The 25,854-nt window shown below is 46.9% G+C and carries 26 protein-coding genes, 1 other RNA gene and 1 pseudogene; 18 read left to right on the top strand and 10 right to left on the bottom strand.

The features are described 5' to 3' along the window. Window positions 1–13: 13 nt before the first annotated feature. Both pfkA and ACIFO6_RS10305 read left to right on the top strand, forming a co-directional pair. Window positions 14–985 carry a 6-phosphofructokinase gene (gene pfkA / locus ACIFO6_RS10310; protein WP_283655472.1) on the top strand — a complete coding sequence of 324 codons (972 nt, stop codon included), beginning with the start codon at window positions 14–16 and terminating at the stop codon, window positions 983–985. Window positions 986–1,103: 118 nt separating this feature from the next. Then, window positions 1,104–1,307, top strand: a complete 204-nt coding sequence (locus tag ACIFO6_RS10305; protein WP_014280850.1) for a DUF3906 family protein — start codon at window positions 1,104–1,106, stop codon at window positions 1,305–1,307. A 12-nt stretch (window positions 1,308–1,319) separates the two neighbouring features. Here ACIFO6_RS10305 and ACIFO6_RS10300 read toward each other — a convergent pair whose 3' ends face one another. The 4 genes and pseudogenes from ACIFO6_RS10300 to ACIFO6_RS10285 all read right to left on the bottom strand — a co-directional run bounded on the left by ACIFO6_RS10300 (window position 1,320) and on the right by ACIFO6_RS10285 (window position 5,225). Next, window positions 1,320–2,690 (bottom strand): MATE family efflux transporter, encoded by a 1,371-nt coding sequence (locus tag ACIFO6_RS10300; RefSeq protein ID WP_430040626.1) that lies wholly within the window; start codon window positions 2,688–2,690, stop codon window positions 1,320–1,322. A gap of 194 nt (window positions 2,691–2,884) precedes the next feature. Continuing rightward, window positions 2,885–3,859, bottom strand: a pseudogene (locus ACIFO6_RS10295) (putative glycoside hydrolase); the annotation flags it as partial. A gap of 183 nt (window positions 3,860–4,042) precedes the next feature. Continuing rightward, on the bottom strand, window positions 4,043–4,231 hold the full coding sequence (locus tag ACIFO6_RS10290) for a hypothetical protein (protein WP_430040544.1): 189 nt from the start codon (window positions 4,229–4,231) through the stop codon (window positions 4,043–4,045). Between the two features lie 172 nt (window positions 4,232–4,403). Further along, on the bottom strand, window positions 4,404–5,225 hold the full coding sequence (locus ACIFO6_RS10285; protein ID WP_430040542.1) for a YitT family protein: 822 nt from the start codon (window positions 5,223–5,225) through the stop codon (window positions 4,404–4,406). Between the two features lie 324 nt (window positions 5,226–5,549). Between ACIFO6_RS10285 and ACIFO6_RS10280 the strand changes: the two genes are divergently transcribed. From ACIFO6_RS10280 to ACIFO6_RS10265, 4 genes are all read left to right on the top strand, one after another. Next, a complete protein-coding gene (locus ACIFO6_RS10280) occupies window positions 5,550–7,139 on the top strand; it encodes a DEAD/DEAH box helicase (RefSeq protein WP_430040540.1) in 1,590 nt (529 codons plus the stop codon). Between the two features lie 217 nt (window positions 7,140–7,356). Continuing rightward, window positions 7,357–8,124 (top strand): YesL family protein, encoded by a 768-nt coding sequence (locus ACIFO6_RS10275; RefSeq protein ID WP_430040538.1) that lies wholly within the window; start codon window positions 7,357–7,359, stop codon window positions 8,122–8,124. Between the two features lie 52 nt (window positions 8,125–8,176). Beyond that, a non-coding RNA gene (ssrS, locus tag ACIFO6_RS10270) (6S RNA) lies at window positions 8,177–8,370 on the top strand. Window positions 8,371–8,583: 213 nt separating this feature from the next. Then, on the top strand, window positions 8,584–8,976 hold the full coding sequence (locus tag ACIFO6_RS10265) for a DUF1499 domain-containing protein (protein ID WP_430040536.1): 393 nt from the start codon (window positions 8,584–8,586) through the stop codon (window positions 8,974–8,976). 102 nt (window positions 8,977–9,078) lie between these two features. Here the strand turns inward: ACIFO6_RS10265 and tpx are convergent, their stop codons facing one another. After that, window positions 9,079–9,597 carry a thiol peroxidase gene (gene tpx, locus ACIFO6_RS10260; RefSeq protein ID WP_430040534.1) on the bottom strand — a complete coding sequence of 173 codons (519 nt, stop codon included), beginning with the start codon at window positions 9,595–9,597 and terminating at the stop codon, window positions 9,079–9,081. A gap of 119 nt (window positions 9,598–9,716) precedes the next feature. Between tpx and ACIFO6_RS10255 the strand changes: the two genes are divergently transcribed. Both ACIFO6_RS10255 and ACIFO6_RS10250 read left to right on the top strand, forming a co-directional pair. After that, window positions 9,717–10,340 (top strand): rhomboid family intramembrane serine protease, encoded by a 624-nt coding sequence (locus tag ACIFO6_RS10255; RefSeq protein ID WP_430040532.1) that lies wholly within the window; start codon window positions 9,717–9,719, stop codon window positions 10,338–10,340. A 98-nt stretch (window positions 10,341–10,438) separates the two neighbouring features. Then, the gene (locus ACIFO6_RS10250) at window positions 10,439–11,368 is read left to right on the top strand and encodes a LysR family transcriptional regulator (protein WP_430040530.1); all 930 of its coding nucleotides are present in this window, start codon (window positions 10,439–10,441) and stop codon (window positions 11,366–11,368) included. Between the two features lie 96 nt (window positions 11,369–11,464). Here ACIFO6_RS10250 and ACIFO6_RS10245 read toward each other — a convergent pair whose 3' ends face one another. Beyond that, on the bottom strand, window positions 11,465–12,136 hold the full coding sequence (locus tag ACIFO6_RS10245; RefSeq protein WP_430040528.1) for a zinc metallopeptidase: 672 nt from the start codon (window positions 12,134–12,136) through the stop codon (window positions 11,465–11,467). Between the two features lie 42 nt (window positions 12,137–12,178). Next, window positions 12,179–12,610: a MerR family transcriptional regulator gene (locus ACIFO6_RS10240; RefSeq protein WP_044646349.1), complete on the bottom strand. Its 432-nt coding sequence runs from the start codon at window positions 12,608–12,610 to the stop codon at window positions 12,179–12,181. 296 nt (window positions 12,611–12,906) lie between these two features. On the opposite strand from ACIFO6_RS10240, the gene ACIFO6_RS10235 reads away from it, so the two are divergent. The 4 genes from ACIFO6_RS10235 to ACIFO6_RS10220 all read left to right on the top strand — a co-directional run bounded on the left by ACIFO6_RS10235 (window position 12,907) and on the right by ACIFO6_RS10220 (window position 16,984). Then, on the top strand, window positions 12,907–14,310 hold the full coding sequence (locus tag ACIFO6_RS10235; protein ID WP_430040525.1) for an ammonium transporter: 1,404 nt from the start codon (window positions 12,907–12,909) through the stop codon (window positions 14,308–14,310). A 48-nt stretch (window positions 14,311–14,358) separates the two neighbouring features. Beyond that, window positions 14,359–15,441: a DUF294 nucleotidyltransferase-like domain-containing protein gene (locus tag ACIFO6_RS10230; RefSeq protein WP_430040523.1), complete on the top strand. Its 1,083-nt coding sequence runs from the start codon at window positions 14,359–14,361 to the stop codon at window positions 15,439–15,441. Beyond that, window positions 15,438–16,181, top strand: a complete 744-nt coding sequence (locus tag ACIFO6_RS10225; protein WP_430040521.1) for an exonuclease domain-containing protein — start codon at window positions 15,438–15,440, stop codon at window positions 16,179–16,181. The genes ACIFO6_RS10230 and ACIFO6_RS10225 overlap by 4 nt, the downstream gene beginning before the upstream one ends. A 146-nt stretch (window positions 16,182–16,327) precedes the next feature. Further along, window positions 16,328–16,984: a TlpA family protein disulfide reductase gene (locus tag ACIFO6_RS10220; protein ID WP_430040520.1), complete on the top strand. Its 657-nt coding sequence runs from the start codon at window positions 16,328–16,330 to the stop codon at window positions 16,982–16,984. A gap of 44 nt (window positions 16,985–17,028) precedes the next feature. On the opposite strand, the gene cimA is transcribed toward ACIFO6_RS10220, so the two are convergent. Then, window positions 17,029–18,645, bottom strand: a complete 1,617-nt coding sequence (gene cimA / locus ACIFO6_RS10215; protein WP_430040518.1) for a citramalate synthase — start codon at window positions 18,643–18,645, stop codon at window positions 17,029–17,031. A 247-nt stretch (window positions 18,646–18,892) separates the two neighbouring features. On the opposite strand from cimA, the gene ACIFO6_RS10210 reads away from it, so the two are divergent. The 3 genes from ACIFO6_RS10210 (at window position 18,893) to ACIFO6_RS10200 (ending at window position 22,166) form a co-directional block, all read left to right on the top strand. Further along, window positions 18,893–20,173 carry a DNA polymerase IV gene (locus ACIFO6_RS10210; RefSeq protein WP_430040516.1) on the top strand — a complete coding sequence of 427 codons (1,281 nt, stop codon included), beginning with the start codon at window positions 18,893–18,895 and terminating at the stop codon, window positions 20,171–20,173. A 162-nt stretch (window positions 20,174–20,335) separates the two neighbouring features. Next, the gene (locus ACIFO6_RS10205; protein WP_014280869.1) at window positions 20,336–20,578 is read left to right on the top strand and encodes a ferredoxin; all 243 of its coding nucleotides are present in this window, start codon (window positions 20,336–20,338) and stop codon (window positions 20,576–20,578) included. Window positions 20,579–20,735: 157 nt separating this feature from the next. After that, window positions 20,736–22,166 (top strand): L,D-transpeptidase, encoded by a 1,431-nt coding sequence (locus ACIFO6_RS10200; protein ID WP_430040514.1) that lies wholly within the window; start codon window positions 20,736–20,738, stop codon window positions 22,164–22,166. 26 nt (window positions 22,167–22,192) lie between these two features. Here ACIFO6_RS10200 and ACIFO6_RS10195 read toward each other — a convergent pair whose 3' ends face one another. Continuing rightward, complete coding sequence (locus tag ACIFO6_RS10195; RefSeq protein WP_014280871.1) at window positions 22,193–22,339, bottom strand: hypothetical protein; 147 nt, start codon at window positions 22,337–22,339, stop codon at window positions 22,193–22,195. A 219-nt stretch (window positions 22,340–22,558) separates the two neighbouring features. Between ACIFO6_RS10195 and ACIFO6_RS10190 the strand changes: the two genes are divergently transcribed. Genes ACIFO6_RS10190 through ACIFO6_RS10180 form a run of 3 tightly spaced genes read left to right on the top strand, consistent with a single transcriptional unit; the run spans window position 22,559 to window position 25,076 of the window. Further along, window positions 22,559–23,653 carry a quinone-dependent dihydroorotate dehydrogenase gene (locus tag ACIFO6_RS10190; RefSeq protein ID WP_430040512.1) on the top strand — a complete coding sequence of 365 codons (1,095 nt, stop codon included), beginning with the start codon at window positions 22,559–22,561 and terminating at the stop codon, window positions 23,651–23,653. Window positions 23,654–23,687: 34 nt separating this feature from the next. Further along, window positions 23,688–24,500 carry a GTP pyrophosphokinase gene (locus ACIFO6_RS10185; RefSeq protein WP_430040510.1) on the top strand — a complete coding sequence of 271 codons (813 nt, stop codon included), beginning with the start codon at window positions 23,688–23,690 and terminating at the stop codon, window positions 24,498–24,500. Then, the gene (locus ACIFO6_RS10180; RefSeq protein WP_430040508.1) at window positions 24,501–25,076 is read left to right on the top strand and encodes a DUF309 domain-containing protein; all 576 of its coding nucleotides are present in this window, start codon (window positions 24,501–24,503) and stop codon (window positions 25,074–25,076) included. It begins immediately after the preceding gene. Window positions 25,077–25,174: 98 nt separating this feature from the next. Here the strand turns inward: ACIFO6_RS10180 and ACIFO6_RS10175 are convergent, their stop codons facing one another. Next, the gene (locus ACIFO6_RS10175) at window positions 25,175–25,702 is read right to left on the bottom strand and encodes a thioredoxin family protein (protein ID WP_430040506.1); all 528 of its coding nucleotides are present in this window, start codon (window positions 25,700–25,702) and stop codon (window positions 25,175–25,177) included. Between the last annotated feature and the right edge of the window lie 152 nt (window positions 25,703–25,854).

The raw sequence follows: 25,854 nt of genomic DNA, 5'->3' as shown, positions 1-25,854 counted from the left end.
GAGGTCATAAATCATGACAGCAGTTAAGAAAATCGCAGTATTAACGAGTGGTGGAGATTCACAGGGGATGAACGCCGCAGTTCGCGCCGTTGTGCGCAGCGGCTTGTATTTTGGACTTGAAGTATTCGGGGTTCAGCGCGGATATCAGGGCCTGCTGAATGATGATATTTTCCCGATGGATTTGAGAAGTGTCGGAGATATTATCCAACGTGGGGGTACTGTACTTCAATCTGCAAGATGCAAGGAATTTACGACTGAAGAAGGGCAGAAAAAAGGCGCACAAATTTTGCGTAACCGTGGAATTGATGGCGTAGTCGTGATCGGTGGCGACGGTTCCTATCAAGGGGCTAACAAACTGACCAAGCAAGGAATTAAAACAATGTGTCTTCCAGGTACGATTGACAATGACATTTCCTTCACTGACTATACGATCGGTTTTGATACGGCGGTTAGTATCGTAGTGGACGCCATCAACAAGCTACGTGATACCATGTCATCGCACGAGCGTTCTTCTATCGTAGAAGTTATGGGACGTCATTGCGGCGATATTGCTTTGCATGCAGGTCTGGCTTCCGGTGCGGAAACGATTTTGGTACCCGAGGTAGAGTTTGACCTGAATGAAGTATCTGATCGGATGAAGCAAAACTTTAAGCACGGCAAACGCCACAGTATCATTATCGTTGCTGAAGGCGCAGGCAAAGGTGAAACCGTAGCACAGGTAATCCAGGAAAACTGTCCGGATTATGAGCCGCGTGTAACGGTGCTTGGACACATTCAACGTGGAGGCACACCAACCGCATTTGACCGTAATCTGGCAAGCCGTTTGGGTGACTTTGCTGTTCGTCAATTGATTGAGGGTATATCGGACAAGGCTTGCGGAACGATTGATGGCAAGCTGGTAGCCACTGATATTGACAAGGTCGTAAATACGAAAAAAGAATTCAACATGGAGCTTTACGAGCTGGCTTTGCGGTTGTCCCAGTAATGAATAGCCGTTTTATGTAACAAATTGGTTCACATCTAGGAATTCTTAAACTCATGCGGATGACCCCTGTCATCCGCTTATTTTTTAACATTTAAAGCAGATCTGGAGGAAATAAACCATGTATTTGTTCAAAATCGAAGTAGACAGCTCGGAAGGAGCCTTAACTGTTATTCTCGTTGCGGAAAATGAGGAGCAGGCATTTCAGGCTGTGGATCAGCATGTGGAGAGACATTTTCTGTATCCTCCGAAACTGAACGAAGTCGCTATTGTGGAGAAAAAAAGAATAACTTCGGGTACTGCCTATGTCATGGAGACACGCTGATACACGCAAAGGCTAAACAGCCTCTGCGTGTCGTTTTTTTTCAGTAAAACGTCGTTGTACAGCCAGCAGGCGGAGGAGAAGTGCCACTGCTCCCGCGGCCAAACCTGTAATCAAGCCAATCCAGTAGCCGTAGGGACCAAATGATGTCCAACGTGCGATAATATATCCTATAGGAAGTCCGATAACCCAATAGGCCAGAAACGTAATCAGAAAGGCCGAATTGACATCCTTATATCCACGCAGTGCTCCTTGAGTAGGTGTAGCTATAGCGTCGGATATTTGAAAGAAAATCGCATAGAGCAGGAAATGTTGCGTTAGCAGAATAACCTGTGGATCGGTGGAGTACAGCTGCGCTACTTGTTCGCTCCAGATCACAAGCACAACAGCCGTGATCAATGACAGACCAATTGCACAGCTGATCCCCATTACGCTGTATATTTTTGCATCCCGCGATCGTCCTGCCCCTGCCTCATACCCCACTAGAATCGTGAGCGCCATACAAATACTGAGTGGAATCATATACAGCGTTGTCGCAAAGTTCATAGCGGCCTGATGAGCCGCAATTGTAGGCGTATTATAACTGCTCATGAAGAGGGTAACAGCTGCGAAGACAGCGGTCTCGAAAAAGATCGCAAAGCCGATGGGTACGCCGATCTTGATAAGCTCTTTCCAAGCGCTAGCAGCGATGCCGTATATCTTGCTGAAAACCCCATATTCGGCAAATATCCTTCCCCGATGTGCGATGATGCCAGTGACAAGCATAACAATCCAGTATGTGGCGGCAGTTGCTACTCCAGAGCCCACACCACCCAGACGGGGAAAACCCCAGTTTCCATAGATAAGTAAGTAATTCAACAAGACATTGATAGGCAACGACATCAGTGTGATGGTCATTGTAAACCGAGTTTGTCCTAGTGCATCCATAAAGCTCCGAAGGACCGTATAGGCAAAGAGCGGGGCAATGCCGAAGGCCATCGCACAAAGGTAGTACAAGGCCACGTTATGAACCCTCAACTCCAGATTCATTCCATGAAGAATGGGCTTAACGAGAAAAATACCTGCAATCAGAACAATCATAGATAGAGTGAGTGAGAGCCACAGCGCCTGAATGACATAGTAAGAAACCTTGTCCTTGCGCTGTGCTCCAACCAACTGCGATACAATAGGGGTGATGGCCATAAGTATTCCGTTGAGACCTGTTTGCACGGGTACCCACAGACTCACTCCGATGGCCACACCAGCCAAATCGGCAGAAGAAAAGTGTCCTGACATATTAGTATCAAAAAAAGTCATCGCAGATAGTGCAAGCTGTGTTACCAGAATAGGGAGCAAAATGTTAAAAAGCTGCTTCCATTTCTGACTGTTAGTTAGAGTCAAATGCATTTTCATGTCCTCACTTACTTGGAGTTATCAAACGTATATATCATAACATGTCAAGTATTTATTGTAAGGGATGCGGCAGCATTTGAACAGCAACAAAAAAGACTGCACCCATAATGAACGAATGGGGCAGCCTTGGAAATCTCTAAATGATTTAGTGTATTCCTTAAAAGTAATATAAGACCGGGATACATGGATTATTTGTACGTTACTCCGCTCGTATAGCGATTTGTAGCATTCCAGAGTAAATATTCATCCACTTTCATGTCCTTGAGCGCTCGAATTTGTTCCTCGACCTGGGTTTTACCATATTTGGCATAATGACCGCTTCCCAACCAACTTGCGGTAAAACCCTGAATCCATGGACGAATGATCGGTTTCAGCTTACCTGTCGGGTCAAGCTTTTTGTGCGTATCCGCCATCGAACCCTTAATGGTCTGGTACGGATTTTTGTCAGGGTCCTTTACACCAAACCAGCCTGTTGTATAGTGACTTGGATAGATAATAGGAGAAATGACATCCACGTTTTCGGAAATTTTGGCGAAATCCTGTCCGATTCCTTCCGCAGCGGGAACGGATGCGACATACCCGAAAATATCTACGGATACCCTCACACCCAGTGGAGCAAGCTCTTTATGGGCATATTGCACAAACTCAGCGACTGCTTCTACACGTGATTGACTGGATTTGGTATATTTCAGCTTGTCGGCTCTTTTCTCAAAGCCTTCAGGGAAACGTACATAATCAAACTGAATTTCCTTGAAGCCCAGCTTTGCTGCCTCCCTGGCAATAGCAATATTATAATCCCAAACCTCTTTATTGTAGGGATTAACGAAGCCATCACCCTTGCCGTTTTTCCAGACAGAGCCGTCAGGATTACGGAAGGACATGTCGGGATTCTTGTTGGCTAATACTGTATCTTTAAATACAACAATACGGGCAATCGGGTAAACGTTATGCTTTTTCAATCGCTCCATCAAACTGAAGATATCTCCAATAAATTTTTGCGGCTTACCCAATTTCAACAGCGCGGGATTGGTCGTTGGATAAGTGATGTAACCTGCATCATCCTTAATATCAATAACCATAGAATTGAGCTCTGTTTTGTCTAGCAGTTCAAGCAGCTCGGTCATACGCGAACCGCCTGCGCTATAAGCTGTGACATAAATGCCCTAACTCTCTTCCTTATGTATGTCGCTTTAACCAATACTGGAATCATCAGGCATAGTCTTACATGATTAACCCAACCCGTGTTTATTGAATCCGTAAAATGGCATAAATAAGGCCGCTTTCTTCGTGGTTGCGAATTACAACCGGAAGAAGCGGCACTTGGTGGAGAGATTTAATGGAGATACTTAATGAAGATACATATTGTCCTGATGCTCACAAATACTGTACTGAATAATTTCGAGCGCATCCGTGGGCTTGAGAATGGCCATCCCGTCCCGAAGTACAATCATCGAGTCCAGCTCATTCTTTTTGAGAAACGGGAGCATTTCTGGATACCATCTCAAGACAATGTCGGACAGTTTTACCGTTTCCATTTCCACAAAAATCACCCTTTCCTGCTCGGAATCATTCCATAAGAATCATTCGGTACGAATCGGAAAAGCAAATTGCCTGTGAAATAGCAGGTAAAGCTGGTCTTTATATAATATGGGAACAGCGCACGTATAGTGTACCACAGAAATGACATTTTGACACTTGGGTTCATGCTTATCTTCGGCGGAAAGAGCCCATGACTCCTACTGTTTCCACGATATTAACGAAAGCAGAGGGGTCCACTTGCTTAATAATGCGTTTCAGTTCTGCCAGCTCGTAGCGTGTTGTAACTGTCATCAGCATATCCTTTTCGGTATGAGAAAATGCACCTTCAATTTTAATTTTACTGACTCCACGTGGCGTCGTCAGCATTCGGCTGAGCAGTTTCTCGGTATGCCCAGTAATGATGTAAACGGTTATTTTGGTGTGACTCACATAAATCTGATCCAAAACCTTGCCGGTCACGAAAATGGATAACATGGACACAAGGGCAATATTCCAGTCCTGGTTCAAATATCCCGCTGCCAGAATAACCAGCCCATTCAAACCGACGAGCACAGTCCCTACAGGGAAATCACGGTAACGGGTGACGATGGAGCCGATAATGTCAAAACCGCCAGTAGACCCTCCCACCCGAAAGGAGATCCCTGCTCCAACGCCAATCAGCACTCCACCAAAAACGGAGGCAAGCAGCGGATCTTTAACGAGAGGTTGCACCGGAATCCAGGCCAAAATCCATGTTGTGGCGATAACAGACAAAATGCTCATACTAATAAATCGTTTGCCTAAAATAAACCAGCCAGCAATAAGCATTGGGATGTTCAGGACAAAGTACATCACACTGATATCGAATTTTGAAAAGTAGCCGATTAACATGGAAAGCCCTGCTACTCCACCGCTCAACAGGTGGTGGGGCACGAGAAACAGATTAAAACCGCTTGCTATAGCAGCGGCTCCCAAAATGACAACAAAACAGTTTAACACTATTCTTAACAACGTTTTTCACCTCATTTAATATATACGGAAAGCAACTTGCTGGTATTCATGAATTGTTTTGTGTTATAATGCGATGTGGATATTCTTGAGTAGGGACCTTCTGTCCAGAGAAACACTTAAAATTTAAACTGTTTTAAAAAGGATAAATTCGTTTAAGATGTATCGGATAAGGTTACCCGAGTTTATACAGAAAGATGCAGTTATAGGTCTAAATAAACTGTTACTGTATTGGGAAAACCTATACAATAATATCGCTACTTAAGAATACAGACAACATTGTGGATTGTCCACCACATCCACCATTATGAAGGAGTTTGAATAAATTTGACGACATTTGCAGAATTTAATCTTGAACCGAAAGTACTTGAGGCGATTACAGAGCTTGGTTTTGAAGAAGCGACGCCGATTCAATCCCAATCCATTCCTCTTGCGTTGCAAGGAAGAGATATGATTGGCCAAGCCCAAACAGGTACAGGTAAAACCGCAGCTTTTGGTATTCCGTTGATCAGCAAAATCTCTAAAAACGACGACAAAATCAGAGCGCTGATTATGGCTCCTACACGTGAGCTTGCCATTCAGGTAGCTGAAGAAATCGAAAAGCTGTCCCGTTTCAAAGGCCTTCGTACCCTGCCGATCTATGGCGGACAAGATATCGTGCGCCAGATTCGCGCTTTGAAAAAGAAACCTCAAATTATCATTGGTACACCAGGTCGCTTGCTCGACCATATTAACCGCAAAACCATCAAGCTGGAAGACGTGAACACCGTCGTTTTGGATGAAGCGGATGAAATGTTGGATATGGGCTTTATGGAAGATATCCAATCCATTCTGAAGCAGGTTCCAGACGAGCGTCAAACGATGCTTTTCTCGGCTACGATGCCTCCTAATATCAAAAGACTGGCTGAACAATTCCTTAAAAACCCTGAGCATGTTTCAGTTATCCCTAAACAAGTTAGTGCTCCACTGATTGATCAGGCCTACATTGAAGTTCCTGAACGTCAAAAATTCGAAGCTTTGAGCCGTTTGATCGACATGGAATCTCCAGAACTAGCTATCGTATTTGGTCGCACCAAGCGTCGGGTAGACGAGCTGGCTGAAGCTCTGCAAAAACGTGGATATTCTGCCGATGGTTTGCATGGTGACTTGTCTCAGAACCAACGTGATGCTGTAATGCGCAAATTCCGCGATGGAAGCATTGACGTGCTCGTAGCAACTGATGTAGCTGCCCGCGGTTTGGACGTTTCAGGTGTAACTCACGTTGTGAACTTTGACCTTCCACAAGATCCGGAAAGTTATGTTCACCGTATTGGACGTACTGGACGTGCTGGTAAAGAAGGGGAAGCATGGTCTTTCGTAACGCCTCGTGAAATTGATCATCTGCATTTCATTGAACGTGTAACTCGTCACCGTATTGCGCGTAAGCCGCTTCCAACCTTGGCTGAAGCTTTGGAAGGCAAACAACGCATCATCGCAGAACGTCTCCTGGAGGCTGTAGAAAGCGGTGAGCTGAACGAATACAAAGGTTTGGCTATTCAAATGCTGGAGCAGTATGACTCCGTACAACTTCTCTCCGCAGCTCTGAAGCTGATGACTGGCGAGAAGAGAGAAGCGTCTGTTGAACTGACTCCGGAAGATCCAATTCGTGCAAAACGTCGTAAACCGGATGTTCGTTCCGGCGGACGCAAGCCGTCTAACTACAGCGGACGTAGTAACGGTGGTTATAACTCCAACCGTACTGGCGGCAGTGGTAGTGGCAGCAAAGGCGGATATGGTGGCTACAACCGTGGCAGTAAAGAAGGCGGTAGCTACAACCGTGATTCCGCGAGCCGCAATAGCGGAGATCGCAGACCACGTCCAAGCAGTAGCGGAGAAACTCGTCGTCCTGCAAGACGCGAAGATTCCTCTTCTGAATAAGATTTGAAATAACAGGAAAGCCGAAGTGATTCTCGCTTCGGTTTTTTGTTATATGATCAAAAAGTATAAAATTCTTAGCAATCTGCATCGACGGCTGAAGTATTGATTTCACTGGCGTATTGGGGATGAAATACGGTATGATATAGTCACAGCCGGAATACAGGCACAGCAACATGAGCCGTGGAACTGCCAAGGCTTGCGGAGGGAGAGATTAACGTTGGAGTTTAAAGGAGCTATGGGTGGTATTTATCGCCTGACTGAATGGATTACCAGACTGGCGGCTACCAATTTGTTATGGGTGTTATGCTCGTCGCCTTTTATGTTCTGTCTCATACTCAAACTACTTGTGATGAATCAGAACTTGGTTAATGAATCTTTACAAATGAATTGGGCGATGGCTGTTTTGGCACCGCTTACTTTATTCCCGGCTACAACGGCCATGTTTAGCGTCGTTCGTAAATGGGTAATGGGCGATACGGATTCAAGTGTGTTTCGTACCTTTTTTAAAGGATACAAGGAAAACTACAAGCAGAGCCTGATCGGAGGCATCTTTTACACGCTGCTGTTTGTCATTATGTATGTGGATTATACCGTGTATATGACACAACTCAGCAATTTGCAAATTGTAGGCATTATCATGCTTATTCTCATCATTATTTTGCTCGTATCCATGTTTAACTTTTTCTCGATGGTTGCTCATTATCATATGTCCATCGGACAACTGATCAAAAATGCGGTCTTGCTGACGCTCATTCGACCGTTCCGTGTATTTTCTACCATGCTCGGCAGCGCGGTTGTTATCTTTATTGGGGTCAAATACCCTGTGCTGTTCTTGTTCTTCATTGGTAGTGTGGTAGCCTGGTTCGCTTTCTTTAATTTTTATGGAACGTTCCTCAAAATGCAGGATCAGATGGAAAAGATGAAACAGAAAGACGAAGAGGCAGCAAGCACGGAAGACAAAAAAAGTGATAACCTCCAAAAATAAAACAGATTTCTCCTAGCATTTACTTTCCAAGTGAGAAGCGCTATAATAAGGTCACATCCTGCGATGCACGTTACGGTCATTTGTTGTTTTGAACCAATGACAATGTCTAGGGAGATCAATACGGGTGGACAGCTGAAAAGCCCTGTCAATTCTGACAAGGGGACTTCAAAAGTTTGTCCTGCGGTCACCCACCTGCTAAAGCAGGTTCAGAAGACGCTATGGTCGGACGGCATCGGCGGGTACTCTATAATGTAATCAACACACCCTGATACTGCTCCGTGCAGAAACAGGGTGTTTTTTGTATGTAACAATGCTAAAATAAGAAATAAGGTACTCAATCGCATACCGCAGGTATGATCGGGTTTACTTTGTTGTTTTAACTTTTTTATAAAAGCGCTTGCAGCAAAGGGAAATCAATGTGCTGTATTCAGCAACGATTATCATGAAGGAGGAAATGTCTTGTCGTTGAAGAGGACTCTGGTAGGGATTGTGCGCAGCCAAGAAGGTACAAGCGACCGGGTCAAAGACCCCCAATTGAAGACGCGCTATTATAGCTTATCGAGAGACAAGGCCTGGGAGGAGGTATCGTCCGTTTTAAAAAAGATTCCTGGCTACAAGGTGTTGCATGAAGTACCATCCGTAGGTGAGATTACGCTTGAGAAGCGAACAGCATTCGGCAGAACGGTGGATATTACCGTTTCTATATTGTCCGTTTCGCCAGTTCGGAGCGCTGTGGATATTTATTCCGCTTCACGTGGATCGCTGGGGGACATGGGTGCAAATTATCGCATTATCTTGCAGTTGTTCGCTGTGATTGACAAGAAACTGTCCACTCATAAGGTTGTACAGTGATTGCAGACATGTGGGCAGCAAAGTGACAGATAACGTAAAAAAGCGAGGAAGGCAGCCCTTCACTCGCTTTTTTAATATTCGAATCAACGTAAGTGGCATGAATTAAACGAGCTTCTTCACCGCTGTAATCGCTTGCTCATAGTCAGGATGCTCAGACATTTCGCTCAAGTATTCTACATAAGCGATTTTATCGTTTTGATCAATAACGAAAATAGCGCGATGATCCAGGTGGAATTCCTTAATGAACACCCCATAGGCATCTCCAAAGGAATGGTCCTTGTAATCAGATAGTGTCAATACACGGTCAATGCCCGCAGCACCACACCAACGAGCTTGGGCGAACGGCAGATCCACGCTGACAGTCAGTATCACGACTTGATCCCCAAGAGAATCCGCTTCTTGATTAAAACGACGGGTTTGTGCGTCACACACGCCTGTATCAAGAGAAGGAACAACGCTGATTAGCTTGACTTTACCTGCAAAGTCTTGAAGCGTAGCAGCTTCCAGCAGATTTTTTTGCAATTTAAAATCAGGTGCCTGATCTCCAACTTTCAGTTCAGGACCCACGAGAGTCAAAGGATTGCCTTTAAAAGTAGCAACTTCTTTACGTTCTTGTGCCATATGTAATAGCCTCCTTGGTTTTTAGCATTGGTTATCGGTGCCGAAATCTATTATAATCTTTTATAAAAGACATTGTCCAATTTGAATAAGGTGGAGACACCCATGAAGGAAGGATTGCCTTGATTTTTTTACGTTATGAGAACTGGAAGAGTTATTTGCGTTTTTACCCGGTAACCTGTTTGATCCTGCTTATCAATATCGTGATGTTTATTGTGCTGACTGTTCATGGTGGATCGGAAAATAGTTTAACACTGATTCGGTATGGAGCCTTGATCAATGAGGAGCCCTTTACCGACCAGTTATGGCGGTATGTGTCAGCTATGTTTTTACATGCGGGGTTTGATCATCTTTTATTTAATTCCTTTGCGATTCTCGTATTTGCTCCGCCGCTGGAACGTCTGCTAGGGTCCTTTCGATACGTACTGTTGTACCTTGCTACAGGCATTGTAGGAAACGTAATGTCTATTGCGCATTACAACATGGTAGCGGAAACTACGGTCTCTGTAGGGGCCTCAGGAGCGATATATGGCATCTACGGTGCATTTCTGTACGTTGCCCTGTTCCAGCGGACACTTATGGATGAGGCTTCGCGCAAAACACTGTACACGCTGCTCGGCTTTGGCATCCTGTTTTCGTTTGCTGTGGCGAACATTAACTGGACCGCCCATTTTGGAGGACTGCTCAGCGGGTTTTTCCTGTATGGATTGATGATCAGATTGACTGGCCAACGTAAACGTCACTAAAGACGGCTTTATCGTAAGTCAGCACAGCAAAAAAGAGGGAGAGGTTCACCTAACCTCTTCTTCCTGATGTTGAAAAACAGATTGGAGCGAATAACGGAGTGGAACTACGACAGTTGCAATACTTTATGAAGGTAGCGCAAAAGGAACATGTCACTCAGGCGGCCGAGGAGCTGCATGTGGCGCAATCTGCGGTCAGTCGGCAAATTCATCAGCTTGAAGAGGAGCTGGGTGTGAATCTTTTTATGCAAAAGGGCCGCAACTTGCAGCTTACACCGGTGGGACAGTTATTTTGCAAGCGGGTTGAAACGATTATAAAGGATTTGGAGCGGGCTGTTCTGGAGGTCCATGAGTTTTTAGACCCGGAGGGTGGAGAAATTCGTATAGGCTTCCCGCACAGTTTGGGCATTCATCTTATTCCTACGGTTGTAGCTGAATTTCGTAAACGGTATCCAAATGTTAAATTCAGATTTAAACAGGGAATGTATCCGAGCTTGATCCGTGATGTGTTAGCGGGTGAGGTGGATTTGGCTTTTGTATCCCCTTTTCCAGATCGTCATGACCATGTCGAGGGAGATGTGGTGCTTACTGAGGAACTGTTTGCGGTCCTGCCCCCTAACCATCCTTTGGCTTCAGCCGGGCACATCACGCTGGATCAGCTTAAAGGAGAAAAGTTCATTCTGTTCAGAGATGGTTACTCCTTGCGTCCGATTGTCTGGCAGGCTTGTCTAGAGGCCGGATTTACGCCGGACATCGCTTTTGAAGGCGAGGAGACGGATACGATCCGTGGATTAGTTGCCGCAGGCATGGGGGTCAGCCTTTTGCCGGAGATGGCGTTGTTCCAAACCAATCCGCTCCAACCCGCGAGAGTGTCGATTGTTGATCCCGAGGTGACGCGAACCATTGGCTTAATTCACCGCAGAGATGACAAGCTTCCGTTGGTTGCCAAATCGTTCCGCACTTTTTTGTTGCAATATTTTGGACTTCAAGGTAGTGGCACTGTGACGGATGGAAGTGTTAAAGCGGACTGACGGACAGGTGAGTATAGAGAATTGGATAGAACATAAAAAGGTTGTTCCTCTACCATCATCATGGCGGAGGAACAACCTTTTTTGCTACAAAAGCGATTAGTCACGGCTGTTGAAGATGCCGATCAAGCGAATCAGCTCCAGCAAGGAAACGAGGGCAGCGGCCACGTATGTTAATGCAGCAGCATTCAATACTTTAGCTACACCTCGTTCTTCATCACTGCGGATAAATCCTTCGGACACCATAATTTCACGGGCTCGGTTGGAAGCATTAAATTCGACTGGCAATGTGATTAATTGAAAGGCGACAGTAGCTGAGAAAAAGATAATGCCTATGCCGATCAGGTTAGTGTAGCTGAACAGGAACCCGGCAATCAGCAGAAACGGTGCAATACCGGATGCAAAATTGACAACCGGGAAAATCCGGTGACGTAGTGCGAGCATAGGATAATGCTCTTTATGCTGAATCGCATGACCAACCTCATGACAAGCCACAGCAACTGCGGAAATAGATTTTTCATAATACACAGGCTCGGACAAGCGTACTATTCGTTGCATCGGATCATAGTGGTCAGATAACGCACCGGGCACAGGTTCAATGGGCACATCATGCAAACCGTTGCGATCCAGCATGTGCCGGGCGGCATCGTAGCCTGTCATGCCGTTTTCGTTGGGCACATTAGACCATTTGTTAAACGTACCTTTCACGCGAAATTGCGCCCATAAGGATAAGCCGAACGCAAGAATAATCAATATATACATTCCCATCATAAAGCAACCCTCCATTATTATTTCATCATACAGCCCGGGAATCTACATCATGGAGCTATGCTCCAGCAAATACTTTAGAGCTTCGATACAAGCGGCGCTTTGCGGTAGTAGACCTGTAAGCAGCTTACGCGCTTGAACGGGCTTGAGCTGCCCCAAAAGAGGTTGTAGCTCATTGACTTCGCGCTCCAAGCGCTGCATGTGCATCTCCAGACTTGTCAGCTTGTCGGTGACATGCTCTTCGCCTGAAACTGAATTCCACTTCATTAAGGTCTGTTTGATTTCCTCGAGGCTATACTTCTCTTGTTTCATTTGGTTAATACGTTCAAGTCTTTTTAAAGTTTCATCATTGTATAGCCGATAATTTTTCAAAGATCGTTCTTCAGGTGTGATCAAACCAAGCTTCGTATAATAATCAATGGTCCGTTCGCTGACACCAGCCGTCTTGGCTAGCTCGCCAATTCGAAATAGCTTCATATCCCCATCTGTCCTCACCTCGCGCTCTTCATTCAGCCTTCCATATTACGCATCTGCAAACAGAGTGCTTATAAAAATATTTTACATGATTCCCAACCGTACAGTCAAACGTCATGCTTTTTTAGGGTATGATACAAGCTACTTTAATAGTTAGTAAACATAACATGTGAAGTTCGATATTGATTTTTTTTTAAGTTAATAAAAAAAATCTTGTCAAATTTCATGTATTCTGATTATAATGACAATAAGAATTTCACGAAATGTAAAGAAACTTAACATTCGAGGGAGTGGGCTTCATGAGAAAAAAGTGGTTTGTTGCATTACTGTCCATGCTGACGGTACTGGCTTTTCCGGTGGGGGCATTCGCTGCTGATGGTCCGACAAATATTCAGCTTCAAGCTGGATTAAACACAGCGTTTACCTTCTTGGCATTTATTCTTGTGTTTTTCATGCAGGCGGGATTTGCATTGCTGGAGGCTGGCTCCACACGAATGAAGAATGCGGGTCATGTCGCTGGTAAAACGATACTCACCACGGGCGTTGCTGCATTGTCATTCTGGGCTCTCGGGTTCGGACTAGGCTTCGGTAACGATGGCGGCAACGGATTTATGGGGCTGACGGGATTTTTCATGAGCGGCACGGATGCTGCTGTATCGTTTGACTCCCTTTCAGGTCTGGATGTTCCCATTACAATCATGTTTTTGTTCCACTTTGCTTTTGCTGCTGTATCTCTTTCTATCGCATGTGGGGGAATGGCAGAGCGTGCAAAGTTAAGTGTATACATCATTTTCGGTATTTTGTTCTCCATCGTGATCTATCCGGTTGTAGCTCACTGGGTCTGGGGAGGCGGATGGCTTGGCAAGCTGGGCATGCAGGATTATGCCGGCTCGACGGTAGTCCATCTGACGGGCGCTACGGCGGCACTTGTCGCTACACTGCTGCTGAAACCGCGTTTGGGCAAGTTCAATAAAGACGGTAAGCCGAATATTATTCCTGGACATAATCAGGTGTATTCCATACTGGGTGTTATTATTCTCTGGTTTGGCTGGTTCGGATTTAATCCGGGTAGTGCTGTATCGGCCATGAATGACGGTTTCTTCGGGTATGTGGCGGTAACCACGAATCTTGCTGCGGCGGCAGGTGGAGTATTTGCTCTACTGGTATCCTGGATGGTCTATGGAAAAGCGGATATTCCGTCCATGCTGAACGGTGTACTGGCGGCTTTGGTCGCAATAACAGGGGCGTGCGCATTTGTAGCTCCTTGGGCGGCTCTGGTCATCGGTGCGGTAGCAGGGATTATTACCTTCTTCACAGCACAATGGTTTGAGCGTGCAAGAGTAGATGATCCGGTATATGCATTTTCCGTCCATGGTATTGCAGGGATGTGGGGTGCGATATCCACAGGATTGTTCGCTACTCCTGAGCTGGTGAAAATAACAGGTGTTGGTCAAGCCGGGCTGTTCTATGGTGGCGGATTTACGCAATTGGGAGTACAGTTGCTTGGACTGGTAGGGACATTTGCTTTCGTATTCGTCATTTCCTTCATTATTCTGGGTGCGATGAAAGCCATTATGGGAATTCGAGTTACGGAAGAAGAAGAAACGATGGGGCTGGATATCAGCGAGCATGGTACGTACGGCTATCCTGAGCAAATGAAACTGGTTGCCGAGGCTGAGAAGCGTTCTGGGACTGTAAGCTAATATGTAAAATATAAAGAGCCAGTAAGGATGAGCGGAGGAGATGGAAGTATGGAACTGCAAAATACGGCACCTTGGGTGAGTTCAGCCGAAGCGATTGATCATGCAGATACGCCTGAATCGCTAAGGCAGGCCAGGGTCGATTCTCAAAAATGGCTGCTGGCTTCCCAAGCCTCCGCTCCGTTATCAGACTGGTTACAAACGGCGAATGATATGCATGACCGCATTGCAGCCAGAGCTGTGCATATGTGCGAAAAAGGGATGGTTGAGGATGGCTTCGGCCCTCCTCCCGTCCCTTACGCATTTATAGCCTTTGGCAGCATGGGACGCTCGGAGTCGACGCTATGGAGTGACCAAGATAACGGTATGATTATTAGTGACACTGCATCTGTCGGGAAAGAATCATATTTTATGGAGTTCGGCCAGAGGATATCTGCAATGCTGGAATATTTGGGATATCCCAAATGTGAAGGGAAAGTGATGTGTTCAGAGCCGCTATGGCGACAAACATTGTCTGAATGGCAGGAGCAGCTGACAACATGGTCGGATGATTTTGCATGGGAGCCGATTCGGTATCTGATTATCTCGTCTGATATGAGGCATATCGCTGGAGATGGGCGATTGTCAGCAGAATGGAAACGAAGCTTTTATGCGTTGCTGCGCAAGCATCCCGATTTGCCGTCCGCGGTACTTAGGAACACGGTAAGGCATAAAGCGACACTTAATATTTTGGGTCAGATCGTTACCGAGCGCTTCGGGGAGCACGCGGGCGATTTTGATGTGAAATACGGTTTATACATCCCGTTGGTAAATGCCGTACGGTTTTGGGCTTTGCAGCACGGGGTGGAGGAGACCTCTACGTTGAAAAGGCTCAGGCGGCTCGCGCTGCTGGAAGCAGCACCGTCTCCTTTGCTGGATGCTTGCGAGCGCGCCTTTCGGATCGCGCTTCAGCTTCGGATGGCTACGTCGGTGCAGGAGAAGAACGGGCTTTTGCTTAGCAAGGGCTACCTTGCTGTCAAACCGTTAAAGCAAGATAAGGGCTGGCATGAACTGCGTGAGGCGCTTTCAACGGTGCGGCGGCTGCATCGTGCGCTGCAAAGACAATTGCGGTTTACGGAAGGGAGAAGGTCATGAAGGAGCCAACGCAGGGAGGCGGCTTTTGGAGCGCTCTTCGCAGAGGAGGGGTGCCATCAGCCATCGCTTCTGTAATGGGAGCTCCTACGGCTCAGCAGATGGCCTTTATCCGTTCCTTGACCCGGGAGCAACGGCGCTCTGAAGTATTGCGGACCCCGTTAGAGCGTTTGGAGACGGTTGTTTTTGATTTGGAAACCACGGGATTTTCAGCGCAGCACGGAGATGAGATTTTATCGTTCGGTGCGATTAGGGTGGTCGGGGATACGATTATGGAAAAAGAGCAGTTTTACACGCTTGTCAATCCACGTACAGCAATTCCTGAGCACATTACGGAGCTTACCGGGATTACCCGGGAAATGACAGATGAGGCTCTGCCGCTTATGGATGGGCTGCATGATTTTATGTCCTTTGTAGGAGGACGGGTGCTTGTAGCGCATGCCAGCGCTCACGACAAGGCTTTTTTGAATGCTGCGCTATGGAAAACATCTAAAGTGCAGCTGACCCATCGTGTTCTGGATACGATGATGCTCGCCAAATGGCTGGAGCCGCAGCAGCACCAAACGTATAGTTTGGATGAATTGCTAACCTATCAGGGCATACGGATTCAGGGACGGCATCATGCCTTAGAGGACGCGAAAATGACGGCAAAGCTGTGGGTGGCGTACGTTCAGGAAATGCTGAAGCGTAATGTAACCAATTTGGCAGATGTGTATGCTCATTTAAGCCAAGCTTCAATATAGAACAACATTACAGCAAGTCTGCGATCATTCGTGGGTTTGCTGTTTTTTTGCATCTGTATAGATTGGAAGGGTTAGAGGTGGGAGCAGAAGGGGCACCATATGGAGAAGGTGAGAGTAATCCAGATGAAAGGCCGGGTGATTGGACTGTGAAAAAAGTTGTTTTTATTAAAATCCTGATGGTTATGCTGGTGGTAGGAGTGGCTTTATGGGGAGTAGAAACAAACATGACTTATACGTATGCGGCAAGCATACCGGCTAAAAATGTGCAAACTCAGGAGGAAAATGAGGACGGAGAAAGGCTTGAAGCTGGCAAAGGGACAAATACAGAGTTAGATACTATAGAAGTGATGCAAAAGATACAGCCTGGTCAACCGCTTCCTGCCATAATTTTAAAAGGCTTGGACGGCAAGTCCTACAATATAGGAGCCAAGCGTAATAAAGCGCTGATAATCAGCTTCTGGGCCTCATGGTGTGATCCGTGCCGTTTGGAGGCACCTGTACTGAATGAGCTATATAACAAGTACAAGCACGATGTGGACGTATATGGTATTAATGTAACACGCTATGATCGGTTGGAGGATGTGCAAAAGTTTTCCCGCTCCCTAAAGCTCCAATTTCCAGTTTTGCTTGATGAGCAAGGGGCGCTGTTTGAACGGCTTGGGGGTGCGGCTTTTCCAACTCATATCATGGTTGACCGTCATGGACAGGTACGTGAAATCATAATCGGCATGCTCAGCGAAGGAGAGCTGGAACGAAAAATAGAGTTGCTGCAAAAAAAGACGGTGTCTTTGGGGGCCGAATAGACCGCGAAAGACACCGCTTATTAACAAAATAAGCACTCATCAAATCAGTGATTTACCAGTCCTTGGGGCGATAGGTCGGTCTGCTGATTTTTCGGAGATGGTGCTTCCAGCAACGCATAACGGAAACTGTCCACCAGTGCTTCCCAACTGGCTTCAATTACATTTTCGGATACGCCCACGTTACTCCAGACGTCCTCGTAATTTTTGGATTCAATGAGCACACGTACCTTGGCAGCGGTGGCATCTTTTTCGTCAAGTACACGTACTTTGTAGTCAGCCAGATGCATATCGCGCAGTGACGGGAAATATTGAGAAAGAGCTTTACGCAGTGCGTTATCAAGTGCGTTGACCGGACCGTTGCCTTCGGCGGCAGTATAAACGCTTGTACCTGCAACATTCAGCTTAAGGAATGCTTCGGATACAACCGCACGCCCTGCTGTTTTTTCAACCAGCACCTTGAAGGACTCAAATGAGAACATTTCCTTCACTTCACCGCCCGCTTCACGAATGAGCAGCTCCAGTGAAGCATCGGCTCCTTCAAACTGGTAGCCTTGATGCTCCAACTCCTTAATGCGGCTGATGACGCCACGTGCCTCATTGCTGGACGGATCAAGGGTAATACCCAGCTCCTGAGCTTTGGACACAACATTGCTTTGTCCGGCTAGTTCAGAGACCAGCACCCGTTGCTTGTTGCCCACCAGTTCGGGGGCGATGTGTTCATAGGTTCGCGAGTCGCGCAGAATAGCTGATACGTGGATACCGCCCTTGTGAGCAAAGGCAGCATTACCGACATAAGGCTGGTTCACAGGCAAATTCACGTTGGCGACTTCGCTGACAAAGCGGGCCGTGTTGTGGAGCTGCTTTAGTTTGTCTGAGTCCAAACAATCGTAGCCGAGCTTGAGCTGCAAATTTGGAATGACGGAGCATAAATTAGCGTTACCACAGCGCTCGCCGTATCCGTTAATCGTACCCTGAATTTGTCTCGCGCCTGCCTGCACTGCACTCAGTGTATTGGCAACAGCCAATTCGCAGTCATTGTGTGTGTGAATGCCCAACTGTGAACTTGTCAGCTGGCTTTGCAGTATGTTGACAATTTCCTGTATTTCATGCGGCATGGTACCGCCGTTAGTATCGCACATAACGAGCCAATCTGCGCCTGCTTCTTCTGCTTTTTTCATAACGGCAAGTGCGTATTCAGGATTATTTTTATATCCGTCAAAAAAATGCTCGGCATCAAAAATAACCTCCATGCCCCCTTGCTTTAAAAAGGCGATGGAGTCGTAAATCATGGACAGATTTTCTTCTAGCGTCGTCTGTAGGGCTGTGTGTACATGGAAATCCCATGATTTTCCGACGAGAGTAGCAGCTTGAGCGCCGGATTCCAGAATCCGTTGCAAATTGGCATCCTGTGCCGCTATGCTATCTTTACGGCGTGTGCTGCCAAAGGCAACAATCTTGGCCTTGAGTCCCAACTCCTGCACTCGTTTGAAAAATTCGATATCCTTGCTGTTGCTCCCGGGAATCCCGCCTTCAATATAATGAACACCGAGATCATCGAGTTTTTTGGCGATTTTCAATTTGTCGTCAGCAGACAAGCTAATTCCTTCTCCTTGAGTTCCGTCGCGCAGTGTTGTATCGAAGATAGAGATAGCGGTGGACATGAGGACTCCTCCTTCGCAGATTGCATTAGATTGGTAGTGCTTTGCTTTTTTAAGCAGATTATTTAATCATTTAACGCGTGAAAATACAAAGGTGTCAGCTTGCCTTGTTTCGTATGATTTTTGATTATATCAACTTATGACTTCAAATGTAATATATAAATATCATTTTTGACCGCAAAACTTTTAATTTCATGTAAAATAGGGCATAGAGTCATTTTATAATTTATAGTTAAAAGAAGGGTTGAGCATGAGAGATGTCAGTGCTTATTATCCGATTGGTGGGCGGGTTATTCTGCATGTCGATATGAACGCATTTTACTGTTCTGTTCATGCAGCGGAGGAACCGGAGAAGTACGAGGGTTTACCTACCGCCGTCGCGGGCAGCAGTGAGCTGCGCAGAGGTGTAATCGTAACCTGCTCCTATGAAGCCCGGCGATTGGGCATCTCAACAGGGATGGTCGTCCAGCAAGCCCGGCGGATTTGTCCGCAGCTTATTGTGATTCAGCCTGATTTTCACCTGTACCGTCGTTATTCCAAAGCTTTTATGAGCATTGCTTATTCGTATACGCCTATGTTGGAGGCAACTTCAATTGATGAATGTTATCTGGACATTACAGGTTCCAGGCAGTTTGGAACGCCTATGGAGATCGCGGGGGAAATTCAGCGCAGAGTAGCGGACGAACTGGGACTGCCCTGCTCCATCGGTGTGGCACCCAACAAGTTGCTGGCCAAAATGGCCTCTGACCTGAAAAAGCCACGTGGGATATCTGTTTTGCGCTTGCGCGATGTGCCCAATATTTTGTGGAATCTTCCCTGTGGTCAATTGTTTGGTGTGGGACGAAAAACAGCCGACAAGCTTCGGCAAATGAACATTCGCACCATTGGCCAATTGGCCAAGGCAGACGAGCATATGTTGATCGGCGTATTTGGCGTGACTGGCTCGTGGTTAAAGCTGGCTGCTAACGGGATTAATCATTCTCCGGTCAATATTGAGCGGGAGCCGAACAAGTCCATCGGACACACCACCACCTTGCCCATGGATGTGGTGAAGCTGGAGGAAGCCCAACGAGTGCTTCTCAATATCAGCGATCAGGTAGCCCGTCGGCTTCGACGGCATGGCATGCTGGCAGGAGGTATTCAATTGACCATTCGGACGCCGGAGATGAAAACCTTTACGCGTTCTCAGGTAAGGAGTAGTCCTACGGAAAGTGCAGAGGACATATATAAGGAAGCTTGTGCGCTGTATCGGCGGCATTGGGGAGAGGGCAAACCTGTGCGTTTGCTGGGAATTACGCTTCAGCAGTTAGTCCCGAAGGAAGAAGCAGCCGTTCAAATGGATCTTTTTGAATACAAGGACCAGCCCAAAAAGGAAAGCCTGCTGAAAACGATGGATGCGCTACGGGACAAGTTTGGCGAAAATGCAGTTCTGACCGCCGGGATGCTTGGAGATGACCCTTCGGTACTTCTTCGGAACTCCAAGCTGCGCGGAACTTCGCTGCAAAAAGACAATCTCCAGACGCCTGAGTAAACTTTTTGGTGAGTTTATACGAAGCAGCGGAGGTGTACGCTATAAGTATTTTTTGCATAAAGGATCAATGAAAATAATTTGTAATAATTTATTGTTTGTATTAATATGTGAATAGAATGCAAAAGCTGGTTTGTTTGATTGTATAGGAGGCAGAGGAGAGTTATGGCTAAATACACTTGGGTAGAAAAAGATACATGCATTGCGTGCGGAGCCTGTGGTGCTACAGCACCGGACATTTATGATTATGACGATGAGGGCTTGGCTGAAGTGATCTTTGATGGAGATGGAAACCAAGGAATCAAGGCAATTTCAGACGACCTGTTTGATGATATGCAGGATGCTTGCGACGGTTGCCCTACTGATTCTATTAAAGTTGCAGACGAGCCATTCAATAAAGAAGGTTAAGTCTACTTGGATAGGCACAGCACCGACAGCACTCTTTGCCGTATAACGGTGAAAAGGTGCTGCCAGTGCTGTTTTTTTTATGTGCTATCCATATGATCTATTTTGGCCGATATACATAGTAAACAATAGGGCAAGACTACACGATCAGGAGGATCCGATGAATCATTCGCCTCATCTTAAATCGTATGTAAAAAAGCACCCTGATAATAAAATGGCTTGGTATTTGCTCGGAAAAGAGTATGAGAGCAGTGGTCAGGAGGGCAAAGCAAATTATTGCTTCAATCGCGCGGGGGAGGTGTTCGAAGCCTTCGAGCATAAACAGATTCCGGCAGACGTATGGATGGAGTATCAGGATAAACTGGTTCAGATGTCAAAGGAGAAGACGCGGAGAACGGCTCGAACGCGTTATTTGTTAACTACGTTGATGGTACTTCTTCTGATATGGGTGCCTTCAGCCAATTCGCCGGGCCATTCGAGGGAAAGTGCATCCGTTCCATCAGGAACAGAGCCTGTGGCAACCGACAATGTCCAAGTGGCAGGAGTACAGACTTATGACCCGGATGAAGTGGCTCAGATCGGTGGGCTTGGTGCTGGTGGCGTGTTTACGGCCCAAGCGCGCACAGGCAGTTCAGCAGGAACGGCACTTGCAGATATGTTGGCAAAGGCTAGTCGTCTACCAGCCGAGACCACAGTGCTGGGCATGGAGCAAAGCGGTTCCTGGATGCTCTGGAGAGATCGTATGCAGCCGCTGCTTAGCTTGCAAAACAAAGGAAATGGAGGCTTGGCTGTCCAGTCTTACGACGCAGCAGCGTGTGCTTGTAAGCCGTCTGACAGTGAAAAGCTTCGAAAGGCAGGTCTGAATTGGGCTGTGGGACAGGAAGAACTGGCTGTGCTGAATAGCTCCATGCGTGCTTTTCGTACGCAGCATCAACGTCTTCCTCGAAGTCTCGATGAGCTGACCGGAAGCTTTCCGGATAATATGATGTACGGTACGGCAGACGGAATGAAGAAGGCTTTTACACCTATGCGTAATTTACTTGCTTCACAGGGACAGAGGGCTAAAGGAGCAACAAGTCAACAAGCTGGCTCGTCGGCTGAAAGCAGTCCTTTGCTGGCGTCGTCGCTGTATGGACGGCCTTTTCTGGGGCAGCCGCTGCGGATTGTGGTAGACAAGTCGAAACACAGGCTTGGATTGGTGAGTGGCAATGTGCTGATCCGCAATTATCCTATCGGATTGGGTGGAGATCGAACTCCGGAAGGAAAGTTTGTGATTACGGATAAAGTCGTAAATCCGAACGGTAAGTCCAACGGTGAGTTTGGCAGCCGCGGTATGCAGCTGTCTGCAACGAATTATGCCATCCACGGCACCAACGAGTCGGACAGCATTGGTAAAAATGAGTCGCTAGGCTGCGTTCGCATGGGCAAAGAGGATGTGGAGGAGTTATTTGCTCTCGTACCTTCGGGTACAGAGGTGATCATTGGTAACGGGGGACTGCCTAGTCAAGTGCTTGTGCCTGGCTCCCGATTTACGACTGAGCCGCAGCACGACCAGACCAATCCCCGCAAAACCTATCACTGGCTAAATTAGCTTAAGATGCTATTCCTGCATGAAGTTTAACGATTTCCTGCCTGTGCCAAAACAACGACCAGAACAATCACAATGATGAGGAGAACAAAACTGACGGCGGTCCATACAATCGCTTTCTTGTTCACCTCGTCCTTTTTCTTTTGCAGACTTGGCGGCTTGCGCTTGGTCTTCATATCGGCAATCCCTCTTTTCTGACGGGCTATAGCCCTGTCTTACTATCTCCATTGTAAATGGTTTGATTATACATTTTCAATGACGTCTCCATGACAAACGAATTGTTCCTGATACTGCACGCCGCAAATTACTTTCTTTTTGGTATGGAAAAAGCTAAACTATTTTGTAGAGATGTTTTTTTAGGATTGCGCAAGGGCATAGAACGGAGTGGATGAATCGTGTTGTATCGAAGGATTGTGAAACCTGTTTTTTTCAAAATGAGTCCAGAGACGGCCCATCATGTCGTCATTGATGGCTTGAAGTATGCTGGGGCGCTTCCCGGTGGAGCAGCAACGCTGCGGGGAATGTACGGAGTCAAGGAAACGGAGGATCTTGCGGTTGATCTGTTCGGCCTTCATTTTCCCAACCCGATTGGACTGGCTGCGGGATTGGATAAAAATGCGGAAGCAGTTGCTGGCTTTTCCTCGATCGGGTTTGGTTTTATGGAAGTAGGCACGGTGACACCTGTGGGACAGCCCGGCAATGACCGACCTCGTTTGTTCCGATTGCCTCCCGATGAGGCGTTAGTGAATCGGATGGGCTTTAACAATCTGGGTGTGGAAAGCATGGCTAAACGTCTGGCTGCGCTAAAACATCGGCCTGTTCCGGTCGCTGTTAATATTGGTAAAAACAAAAACACGCCTAATGAGGATGCCCATAAGGATTATGAGAAGTGTATTTCTGCGCTGTATCCGTATGCGGATTTTTTTGTAGTGAATATCAGTTCACCGAATACGCCGGATTTGCGAAAGCTCCAGCATGGCAGTGAGCTCAAATCGCTGCTGGAAGCTGTTCGAGCAGAGATGGGAGTACAGGCGACGAAGTATGGCGGAGCCAAGTCTGTACTGGTCAAAATTGCGCCGGACGTATCAGATGAGGAACTGGAATATATGACAGATGCGATTGCGGCCAGTGGAGTAGACGGTATCATCGCGACGAATACGACAATTTCGAGGGCTGGCCTGACGCATCGGAATGCGAGTGAGACGGGCGGGCTGAGTGGTAAGCCCCTGCGTGACCGTTCTACAGAGGTCATCGGACGAGTGTATCGCCAAACAGATGGCAAGCTGCCGATTATCGGATCGGGCGGCATTTTCAGCAGTCGTGATGCTTACGACAAAATTAAAGCAGGCGCAAGCCTGATTGAAATTTATACAGCATTGATCTATGAGGGACCGGAAGTGAACCGGACATTACATGCCGGTCTGCGCGAGCTGCTGCGAAAGGACGGCTTTAGACACATTACCGAGGCTGTTGGTGCAGATCACAGATAAAAAAGTGTTGTCGGAAGAGACAGGAGGTACGGGGATGGACGGAAGAGACTGGGGAACATTTTTGCTGCCATATGATCAGGCGGTGGAGGAGCTTAAGGTCAAGTTCAAAACAATGCGTGCGGAGCTGAAAAAGCGCGAGGAATACGCTCCTATCGAATTCGTAACCGGACGGGTGAAAAAAATATCAAGCATCCTCGATAAAGCGAAGAGATTACAGGTTCCTTCTGATCAGCTGGAGACGGGAATCGAGGATATTGCAGGAATCCGCATCATGTGCCAATTTGTTGAGGATATCCGGCGGGTAGCCGAGTATATTCGAAGACGCAAGGATCTGACTGTACTGTATGAAAAGGACTATATCACCAATTATAAAGATAGCGGATATCGCAGCTTTCATATGATTGTAGAATATCCAGTGCAGACAGCGCTTGGATTAAAAATTGTGTTGGCTGAAATTCAGATCCGTACCTTGGCTATGAATTTCTGGGCAACCATTGAGCATTCCCTTAGCTATAAGTATCGGGAAAGCTTGCCGGATAATATGCGGACACGGTTGAAAAAGGCAGCTGAGGCGGCCTTTGTACTGGATAATGAGATGTCTTCGATGCGTCTTGAAATATTAGAAGCGCAGAAGAAGTTTGAGGATGAAGCGAATATCGTATCCAAGGTGCTGACGGGTATGCACCGTCTGTATTTCTATCATAAGATCAGTGAAACGATTGATGCGCAGCGCAGGTTCAATGAGCTGTGGGAACGGCACGACATGGAAGGGATCAAGCTGCTCCATGATGAAGTCAAGGAATTGCTGGCGGCTTCTACCAAGGAGGAAGACAGGGATGAGTATTAAATGGTGAATGTTTCCTATGAACCGTTGTATGTGGCTTATTTGGTATACTTCAATCGGGATCGGGATTATTTTGAATGTCACGAGGTACTGGAAGAGCTGTGGATAAAGCTGGACCGTGACCCTGTATATAAAGGTTTGCTGCAAATTGCTGTTGGGCTGTATCATTTTCGCAACGGAAATTTTCGAGGCGGACATATGATGCTGGACAGCGCGGTACACAAGCTGGAGCATGCGTCTCCGCAGGCGCTGGGCATTAATATGGCGAAGCTGGTGGACGAGGCGCGCGCTTGCGCCCGCCAGCTTGCCGCGGCTGTTGTAGGTGGCTCGGCAGATCCCCAGCGCCAGCCGCCGGTTTATCGGGATTTGACGATTGAAATCGTCAATCCCGGGCTGCGTCAGGATGTGGAGGACGCATCGTCGTCCATACCAGCCAACATCCCGCAGCAGAGAGGCCCGCGGCGTGGGGAAAAGCATGAGCAGCGTCAGCAGGCGCTTGAGGCTTCGGTGAGGCGCAGACAGGCGGCTCACCGCTCCTGCTCTGCCTCGGCTAGTACGGAAGGGCACGACGTAATCTGAGGCGTGTCTATAAAGCAAGCAGCCCGATCCGTTTCAGGGGATCGGGCTGTTTTATCGTTCAGTAGTCTAAACCGTGTGAACGTCGTTTAGGAGATTGTTTAGGAAGTTACATTCTTTTTATATTTTTCAAAAAAGGCTTTGAACTCATCGAGTGTGTAGCCGTTGTCGGAAGGATTTTCCTTCAAACCACCTACCATACGCTCTTTTTCTACGCCTTTTTCGTAATAGATGAGCGTAGGGGTGTACTCGATTTTGTACTTGTCCCAGCCGTCCTCATACTCACGCAGGTTAAATTCGTGCATGGTGATGTTCTCCTGCTTGCTCAAAGGCATTAGCTTGGGAGTGGTGGCGCGGCAATGTACACAGTCGGATGCAAAATGATAGACGAAAAAGTTTTCCTTTTTGTCAATTTTGCTTTGAAGATCCTCCGGTTTAATAATCTGCTGATAGTTGGGATCATTCAGCAACTCTTGGGTGGCAGGCTTTAATGAGGCTGTGGAAACGCCATACAGCTTGTTTTTAGTGCCTGAATTTAAAGCGAGCAGCACCCCAAGCAAAATGACGAGCACAACAAAAAAGCCAATGACAGGTATAAGCTTTTTTTTGTTGGATTTTTGGGTGTTCAATGCCATCTCTCCTATCAAAATACAAAATATGTAGCTATGAATCATATTATTATACAACATTACAGCTTGTAGTGAAAGTTTGTAAATCACACGGATATTGCAGCTTAACAGGCTGAGTATGGTACAATAAATTTTATTTTAACTGGACAGGA

This window comes from Paenibacillus sp. NRS-1781 (assembly GCF_050467745.1).
Classification (GTDB): domain Bacteria; phylum Bacillota; class Bacilli; order Paenibacillales; family Paenibacillaceae; genus Paenibacillus; species Paenibacillus terrae_A.
The sequence above is the reverse complement of the archived record's forward strand: the minus strand, read 5'-3'. Positions and strand labels throughout refer to the sequence as shown.